An 8481-nucleotide genomic window follows, 5' to 3' on the forward strand; every position below is an offset into this window, starting at 1 on the left:
GCGTCTGGTTTTGGCTGGTACTCCCTGTCCGGTATTCTGTTAACCGAATCGTTCGGGCCGGTGATTGGTAGCGCCGCCTTCTTTAATGACCTGGCCCGCGAACTGATTGCCATTATGTTGATTCCTGGAATGGTGGGCCGCAGCCGCTCAACCGCGCTGGGGCTATGTGGCGCGACATCAATGGATTTCACCTTACCGGTGCTCCAACGCAGCGGCGGTCTGGAGATGGTTCCGGCAGCCATCGTCCACGGTTTTATTCTGAGTCTGTTAGTGCCTTTGCTGATGGCGTTTTTCTCCGCCTGAAGTCAGGACAAATACCTCTCTGGCGGTAGTCATCTACCGCCAAAATTGCGCTAAATCAATCTCCCTGCAAGTTGTAGCAGAAATCCCTTTTATACCTTCGCGCACAGGAATAACCTTAAACATGTATATTAAATATAACTTTAAAAGGTGTGACCATGTTTTGTGTGCAATGTGAACAAACCATCCGTACTCCGGCAGGAAACGGCTGCTCTTACGCGCAGGGTATGTGCGGTAAAACGGCTGAAACCTCCGATTTGCAGGATCTGCTGATTGCTTCCCTACAAGGTCTGTCTGCATGGGCTGTTAAGGCACGTGAATACGGCATCATCGACCATGAGGTTGATAACTTTGCGCCGCGTGCATTCTTCTCCACGCTGACCAACGTTAACTTCGATTCCCCGCGGATTGTTGGCTATGCCCGTGAAGCTATCGCCATGCGCGACGCCCTGAAAGCGCAATGCCTGAACATCGACGCGAACGCAGCTGTCGCTAACCCGATGGCCGATCTGCAACTGGTCAGCGATGATCTGGGCGACCTGCAACGTCAGGCCGCTGAATTTACCCCGAACAAAGACAAAGCAGCCATTGGCGAGAACATTCTCGGCCTGCGTCTGCTGTGCCTGTACGGCCTGAAAGGTGCGGCAGCTTACATGGAGCACGCGCACGTTCTCGGTCAGTACGACAACGACATCTACGCTCAGTACCACAAAATCATGGCATGGCTGGGAACCTGGCCTTCCGATATGAACGCTCTGCTGGAGTGCTCAATGGAAATCGGCCAGATGAACTTCAAAGTGATGAGCATTCTGGATGCTGGCGAAACCACTAAATACGGCCACCCGACGCCAACTCAGGTCAACGTCAAAGCAACCGAAGGTAAGTGCATCCTGATCTCCGGTCACGACCTGAAAGATCTGTACAACCTGCTGGAGCAGACCGAAGGTACCGGCGTTAACGTCTATACCCACGGTGAAATGCTGCCGGCGCACGGCTACCCGGAACTGCGTAAGTTCAAACACCTGATCGGTAACTACGGCAGCGGCTGGCAGAATCAGCAGGTTGAATTTGCCCGCTTCCCGGGCCCAATCGTAATGACCTCTAACTGCATCATCGACCCAACCGTTGGCGCCTACGATGACCGTATCTGGACTCGTAGCATCGTCGGTTGGCCGGGTGTAAGCCACCTCGAAGGCGACAACTTCGCTCCGGTAATTGCTCAGGCTCAGCAAATGGCGGGCTTCCCGTACAGCGAAATTCCGCACCTGATCACCGTTGGTTTCGGTCGTCAGACTCTGCTGGGCGCGGCTGATACCCTGATCGACCTGGTAAGCCGCGAAAAACTGCGTCACATCTTCCTGGTTGGCGGTTGTGATGGCGCGCGTGGCGAACGTAACTACTTCACCGACTTCGCCACCAGCGTGCCGGACGACTGCCTGATCCTGACCCTGGCGTGCGGTAAATACCGTTTCAACAAACTGGAGTTCGGCGATATCGAAGGTCTGCCGCGTCTGGTCGATGCAGGTCAGTGTAACGATGCATACTCTGCCATCATCCTGGCAGTAACCCTGGCTGAGAAACTGGGCTGTGGCGTGAACGATCTGCCGCTGTCTCTGGTGCTCTCCTGGTTCGAACAGAAAGCGATTGTCATTCTGCTGACCCTGCTGTCTCTGGGTGTGAAAAACATCGTCACTGGCCCGACTGCGCCAGGCTTCTTCACGCCGGACCTGCTGGCAGTTCTCAACGAGAAGTTCGGTCTGCGTTCCGTGACCACCGTTGAAGAAGACATGAAGCAACTGCTGAGCGCGTAAGGAGTAAAGAATGACAATGCCAACTCATCAGTGCCCATGGCGGATGCAGGTTCATCACATCCATCAGGAAACGCCGGATGTATGGACAATTTCGTTGCTGTGCCACGACTATTATCCGTACCGCGCCGGGCAGTATGCACTGGTCAGCGTGCGTAATTCAGCGGACACGCTGCGTGCTTACACCCTTTCTTCAACGCCGGGCGTTAGCGAATATATCACGCTGACCATCCGCCGCATTGACGATGGCGCAGGCTCACAGTGGTTAACCCGCGACGTGAAGCGCGGCGACTATATCTGGCTGTCCGATGCAATGGGTGAATTCACCTGTGAAGATAAAGCGGAAGACAGGTTCCTGATGCTGGCCGCTGGCTGTGGCGTCACGCCAATCATGTCAATGCGTCGCTGGTTGGCAAAATACCGCCCACAAGCAGATGTGCAGGTGATCTTTAACGTTCGTTCACCGCAAGATGTCATTTTTGTCGACGAATGGCGCGAGTATCCGGTGACCTTAGTTGCTGAAAACAATGCCACTGACGGTTTTGTTTCCGGCCGACTGACCACCGAACTGCTGCAAAGCGTACCGGACCTGGCTTCGCGCACCGTGATGACCTGCGGCCCGGCGCCGTATATGGATCTGGTCGAGAAAGAAGTCAACGCGCTGGGCGTGACACGCTTCTTTAAAGAGCAGTTCTTCACCCCGGTAGCTGAAGTCGCCACCAGCGGTCTGAAGTTCACAAAACTGCAGCCGGCAAAAGAGTTTTATGCGCCGGTAGGCAGTACGCTGCTGGAAGCGCTGGAAAGCAATAAAGTGCCGGTTGTCGCCGCATGCCGTGCGGGCGTTTGCGGCTGCTGCAAAACCAAAGTGGTTGACGGTAACTACACGGTCAGCAGCACCATGACGCTGACCGACGCAGAAATTGCTGAAGGTTATGTGCTGGCCTGCTCCTGTCATCCGCAGGGTGATTTAGTGCTGGCGTAATTGACCGATATCTGATGTGCAAAAGGCTACCCGGTTATATCGGGTGGCCTTTTTTTATGCTGTCAGACGCTGCAAAATTCCGATTTTTTCACCCTCCCAGGCAAAATACCGTCTTCCTCTCGCGAATTATCGACCACACTTACCTGGCACAGGTTAAGCAAAACCCCGACTACCACGTCGAACTTTCTACAAAGGATCCCCATGAAAAAAGTGGCCATCGTCGGCGTAGGTCCCACCGGAATTTATACGTTTCATGCCCTCGTTGAGCGCGGTGAACCGCTGGAGATACAGCTTTATGAGCAAGCTGAGGAAGCTGGCGTAGGCATGCCTTATAACAGCGACAACAACGCAGACCACATGCTGGCCAATATAGCCAGCATTGAGATCCCGCCGATTTATATCAGTTATCTGACGTGGCTACAGAATCAAAGCGATGAATACCTGGCGCAGTTTCGGCTTGAACGTACATCTTTGCATGAGCGGCAATTTTTGCCCCGGGTGATCCTCGGCGACTATTATCGCGATCGTTTTTTAGCCATTGTCGATAAAGCGCAAAGATCCGGGTTCACAATTCGCGTATATGAATCAAGTAAAGTCACCGACCTGCAAGCAAACCCGACTGGGGTCTCCCTGTGGATCAATCACGCGTCACAGCCCGTCGAAGTGGATTTCGCCGCTATCGCCAGCGGTCATCTGTGGCCAGAAACTGATGCTCAAGCACGCAAGTTTTTCCCCAGTCCGTGGACCGGCCTGATGGAGGCGCAGATTAGCGCTTGCAGGGTGGGTATTCTGGGCACCTCGCTAAGCGCTATCGACGCGGCGATGGCCGTGGTCAGTCAGCATGGTACCTTCACCACCAATACCGACCGTTCACTGCAGTTCACGCGTAAACCCGACAGCCAAAACCTGAAGCTGACCCTGATGTCGCGCAGCGGTGTGCTGCCTGAAGCGGATTTTTACTGCCCTCTTCCCTATGAACCGCTGAATATCGCGACGCAAGAAGCGATTGAAAACGCCATTGCCGAGGGCCAAAACGGATTACTGGACCGCATCTTCCGGCTTATTGTGCAACAACTGCAAGACGCGGCCCCAGGGTGGTGCCAACAGGTAGCACTTGCAACGCTTAACGCCGACACATTCCCCGAGGTCTATTTTGCCGACAGGCTCAAGCATGACCCTTTTGACTGGGCGAGGCGTAACCTGGTGGAGGTTGAACGCAACAAGCAGGAACAACATACCGTCGCCTGGCGCTATACCTTATTGCGCCTACACGAGGTTATTGAAGAGATCGTTCCTCATCTTGATGCTCGCGACGAAAAACGTTTCAGGCGCGGACTGGCGCGTGTCTTTATTGATAACTATGCAGCAATCCCGTCTGAATCTATCCGCCGATTGCTGGCTCTGCACGATGCCGGGCTGATTGAGATCCTCGCACTCGGCAAGGATTATGAGCGTACAAATGAGCAGGAAAGGACGGTCATTTACCACCACGGTCAGCGCAGTGAATTTGATGTATTTATTGACGCCCGAGGACAACGGGCATTGCAGAGCAAAGATATTCCGTTCCCAACGCTACGCGATCAACTGCTGGCCTGTGGCGATGAGATCCCGGATATCGGCGAAGATTACACGCTGCAAGCGCCGGAAAACGCCCGCAACCGCATCGCCTTTGGCGGACTGCCGTGGTTGATGCACGACCGTCCCTTTATTCAGGGGCTGGTGGTTAGCGCTGAAATAGGTGCGGCGATGGCAAAGGCATTGACGCAACGAGCACTGAAACGTCGGCACAAACTGTGGAGCAGTGACGAGATGGATTAGCGGCCAGACTTAATGGCGAGGCGGAGATAGGTTATCGCGTCCCCGCCTCTGTCTTGATTCTCGGATGGCAAACTATCGCCAGGCCGAGTTTCCGGCAACGGAGAAACGCCCCGCGCCCAAAAATGCCACGGCCAGAGCGCCGATGAAGAAATACACCAGACTTTCAATTGCCCATGCGCCGGTTTTATCCAGTGACCAGGTTTCACCCATCCCGACCATCAGCCATGCCACCACCATCGTAAACGCGAGCCCCAACGCCGCCGGACGCGTCAGGATCCCAAGAATAATCAGACACGGTGCCACAACCTCTCCCAGCAGAACGCCATACGCAATAAAGCCAGGGAAACCTTTCGCTATCAGCATGCCACTGATGCCATCAATACCCGCGAACAGTTTATGCAGCCCATGAAACAGCATTAATCCCCCCACGGCAATACGTAACAAAAACTTGCCAAAATCTTCATGAGTCAGTACCCGGTTAACTGTATTTAATAGTTTTATAACCATTTGAATTTATTCCTTTTTTCACCATGTCCAATAACAAACTACGCTTAATACAGGCTTAATGAAACCTGCCGGAAATAAGAGGTAATGATAAGCATAACTATTATCTTCATCTAAACTTGTAACCGGTATCACATTAAAGGAGAAGGAAAACCATGAAACAAACGGTTGCCGCTTTTATTGCTAAAACACTCGAACAAGCTGGCGTTAAACGCATTTGGGGTGTGACGGGTGACTCGCTAAATGGCCTTAGTGACAGTCTGAATCGTATGGGAACGATTGACTGGATGCCAACCCGTCATGAAGAGGTTGCGGCCTTCGCCGCGGGCGCTGAAGCGCAGTTGACGGGAGAACTGGCCGTCTGCGCAGGCTCGTGTGGACCAGGCAACCTGCACCTGATTAACGGCCTGTTTGATTGCCACCGCAACCACGTCCCGGTGCTGGCAATTGCTGCTCACATTCCATCCAGTGAGATAGGCAGCGGTTATTTTCAGGAGACCCACCCGCAAGAGTTGTTTCGCGAATGTAGCCACTATTGCGAGCTGGTTTCCAGCCCTGAGCAGATCCCACAGGTGCTGGCAATTGCCATGCGTAAAGCGGTGCTCAACCGCGGCGTCTCCGTGGTGGTATTACCCGGCGACGTTGCGCTGAAGCCAGCACCAGAAAGCGCCAGCACTCACTGGTATCATGCGCCGCTCCCGGTGGTCACTCCGGAAGAAGAAGAGCTCAGAAAACTAGCGCAACTGCTACGCTACTCCAGCAATATCGCCCTGATGTGCGGCAGCGGCTGCGCCGGTGCGCATAAAGAACTGGTTGAGTTTGCTGCTAAAATAAAAGCGCCGATTGTGCACGCCCTGCGTGGTAAAGAGCATGTTGAGTACGACAACCCTTACGACGTGGGCATGACCGGGCTAATTGGCTTTTCATCCGGCTTCCATACCATGATGAATGCCGACACGCTGATCCTGCTCGGTACCCAGTTCCCCTATCGCCCGTTCTACCCCACCGACGCCAAGATTATTCAGATCGATATCAATCCGGCAAGCATTGGCGCGCACAGTAAAGTTGATATGGCGCTGGTAGGCGATATTAAATCCACACTCCGCACCCTGCTGCCGCTGGTGGAAGAAAAAACCGATCGGCAGTTCCTGGATAAAGCGCTGGAACACTATCGTGAGGCGCGTAAAGGGCTGGATGATTTAGCCAAACCCAGCGATAAAGCCATTCATCCGCAGTATCTGGCGCAGCAGATCAGCCACTTTGCCGCTGACGACGCCATCTTCACCTGCGACGTTGGCACGCCAACGGTGTGGGCAGCACGTTATCTGAAAATGAACGGTAAACGCCGTCTGATCGGTTCGTTTAACCACGGGTCGATGGCCAATGCCATGCCCCAGGCGCTCGGCGCACAAGCGACCGAACCGGGACGTCAGGTTGTCGCAATGTGCGGTGACGGTGGTTTTAGCATGCTGATGGGCGACTTTCTGTCGGTTGTGCAAATGAAGCTGCCGGTGAAGATTATTGTCTTCAACAACAGCGTCTTGGGGTTTGTGGCGATGGAGATGAAAGCTGGCGGTTATCTGACCGACGGCACCGAACTGCACGATACAAATTTCGCACGGATTGCCGAGGCTTGCGGCATTACGGGCATTCGCGTGGAGAAATCCTCAGAGGTTGATGAAGCGCTGCAAAGGGCGATGTCGATTGACGGTCCGGTGCTGGTCGATGTGGTCGTCGCGAAAGAAGAACTGGCGATCCCGCCGCAGATCAAACTCGAACAAGCTAAAGGTTTTAGCCTGTATATGCTGCGCGCAATCATCAGCGGGCGCGGTGATGAAGTGATCGAACTGGCGAAAACTAACTGGCTCAGGTAAAACAGAGGGCATTACCTCACTTAAAAAGGAATGCCCGTGATTGATTTACGCAGTGATACCGTCACCCGACCAAGTCGCGCCATGCTCGAAGAGATGATGGCCGCCCCGGTCGGGGACGACGTCTACGGTGATGACCCTACCGTTAATGCCCTCCAGCAATACGCAGCCGAGCTTGCTGGCAAAGAAGCCGCAATTTTCTTACCCACTGGCACTCAGGCGAACCTGGTGGCTCTCCTCAGCCATTGTCAGCGCGGGGAAGAGTATATCGCCGGTCAGGGCGCGCATAACTATCTCTACGAAGCGGGTGGCGCAGCGGTACTCGGCAGCATTCAACCGCAACCTATCGACGCCATGCCGGATGGCTCTTTGCCGCTGGACAAAGTGGCGGCAAAAATCAAAGCGGACGATATCCATTTTGCCCACACGCGTCTGCTCAGCCTGGAAAACACCCACAACGGCAAAGTGCTACCACGCGAGTATCTGAAAGAGGCCTGGGAATTTACCCGTGAGCGCAATCTTGCGCTGCATGTCGACGGCGCGCGTATTTTTAACGCCATCGTCGCCTATGGCTGTGAGTTAAAAGATGTCACGCAATACTGCGATTCGTTCACCATTTGTCTCTCCAAAGGTTTAGGAACGCCGGTAGGCTCACTGCTGGTCGGCAGCCACGAGTACATCAAGCGCGCCATTCGCTGGCGTAAAATGACCGGTGGCGGAATGCGTCAGGCCGGTATTCTGGCGGCGGCGGGACTGTATGCGCTGAAAAATAACGTGTCGCGCTTACAAGAAGACCATGACAACGCCGCCTGGATGGCGGAACAACTGCGCGAAGCAGGAGCGGACGTCATGCGCCACGACACCAACATGCTGTTTGTCCGCGTTGGCGAAGAACACGCTGCGGCACTGGGCGAGTACATGAAAGCGCAAGGCGTGCTGATTAACGCCTCGCCGATTGTGCGTCTGGTGATGCATCTGGACGTATCGCGTGAACAGCTTGCTGAAGTCGTCGCCCACTGGCGCGCTTTTTTAACCCGCTAAGGAGATGGGCGTGCCGCAACGGATTTTGGTTCTTGGCGCCAGTGGCTACATTGGTCAGCATCTGGTACAGGCGCTCAGTCAGCAAGGGCATCAGGTGCTGGCTGCGGCACGCCGCATCGAGCGGCTGGAAAAGCAGCAGTTGGCCAACGTCAGCTGC

Annotated in this window: 8 protein-coding genes; 7 read left to right on the forward strand and 1 reads right to left on the reverse strand. The window is 54.4% G+C overall.

Annotated features, from left to right (window positions below; genetic code table 11):
• The 4 genes from FDW87_RS22000 to FDW87_RS06540 all read left to right on the forward strand — a co-directional run.
• A partial coding sequence (locus FDW87_RS22000) for a lysine exporter LysO family protein (RefSeq protein WP_252363051.1) occupies positions 1-303 on the forward strand: 303 nt, incomplete at its 5' end.
• Positions 304-458: 155 nt separating this feature from the next.
• Positions 459-2111 (forward strand): hydroxylamine reductase, encoded by a 1653-nt coding sequence (hcp, locus tag FDW87_RS06530; protein ID WP_016153657.1) that lies wholly within the window; start codon positions 459-461, stop codon positions 2109-2111.
• A 10-nt stretch (positions 2112-2121) separates the two neighbouring features.
• Positions 2122-3090, forward strand: coding sequence for an NADH oxidoreductase (gene hcr / locus FDW87_RS06535; RefSeq protein WP_137379552.1), 969 nt, complete (start codon positions 2122-2124; stop codon positions 3088-3090).
• Between the two features lie 201 nt (positions 3091-3291).
• Positions 3292-4908 carry an FAD-NAD(P)-binding protein gene (locus FDW87_RS06540; RefSeq protein WP_049269025.1) on the forward strand — a complete coding sequence of 539 codons (1617 nt, stop codon included), beginning with the start codon at positions 3292-3294 and terminating at the stop codon, positions 4906-4908.
• 72 nt (positions 4909-4980) lie between these two features.
• Here FDW87_RS06540 and FDW87_RS06545 read toward each other — a convergent pair whose 3' ends face one another.
• Positions 4981-5415 (reverse strand): DoxX family protein, encoded by a 435-nt coding sequence (locus FDW87_RS06545; RefSeq protein ID WP_016156945.1) that lies wholly within the window; start codon positions 5413-5415, stop codon positions 4981-4983.
• A gap of 152 nt (positions 5416-5567) precedes the next feature.
• On the opposite strand from FDW87_RS06545, the gene poxB reads away from it, so the two are divergent.
• The 3 genes from poxB to FDW87_RS22005 all read left to right on the forward strand — a co-directional run.
• Positions 5568-7286: a ubiquinone-dependent pyruvate dehydrogenase gene (gene poxB, locus FDW87_RS06550; protein WP_016156946.1), complete on the forward strand. Its 1719-nt coding sequence runs from the start codon at positions 5568-5570 to the stop codon at positions 7284-7286.
• A gap of 36 nt (positions 7287-7322) precedes the next feature.
• Entirely contained in the window at positions 7323-8324 is a 1002-nt protein-coding gene (ltaE, locus tag FDW87_RS06555; protein WP_137379553.1) for a low-specificity L-threonine aldolase, read from the forward strand.
• Between the two features lie 10 nt (positions 8325-8334).
• A partial coding sequence (locus FDW87_RS22005; RefSeq protein ID WP_252363059.1) for an NAD-dependent epimerase/dehydratase family protein occupies positions 8335-8481 on the forward strand: 147 nt, incomplete at its 3' end.

The organism is Citrobacter sp. wls826 (assembly GCF_005281245.1).
GTDB lineage: Bacteria > Pseudomonadota > Gammaproteobacteria > Enterobacterales > Enterobacteriaceae > Citrobacter > Citrobacter braakii.

Excerpts from the sequence above, each read along its gene's own strand:
- FDW87_RS06540 (WP_049269025.1), top strand. The coding sequence starts at position 3,292 with ATGAAAAAAGTGGCCATCGTCGGCGTAGGTCCCACCGGAATTTATACG.
- hcr (WP_137379552.1), top strand. The coding sequence starts at position 2,122 with ATGACAATGCCAACTCATCAGTGCCCATGGCGGATGCAGGTTCATCAC.
- FDW87_RS06545 (WP_016156945.1), bottom strand. The coding sequence starts at position 5,415 with ATGGTTATAAAACTATTAAATACAGTTAACCGGGTACTGACTCATGAA.
- poxB (WP_016156946.1), top strand. The coding sequence starts at position 5,568 with ATGAAACAAACGGTTGCCGCTTTTATTGCTAAAACACTCGAACAAGCT.
- hcp (WP_016153657.1), top strand. The coding sequence starts at position 459 with ATGTTTTGTGTGCAATGTGAACAAACCATCCGTACTCCGGCAGGAAAC.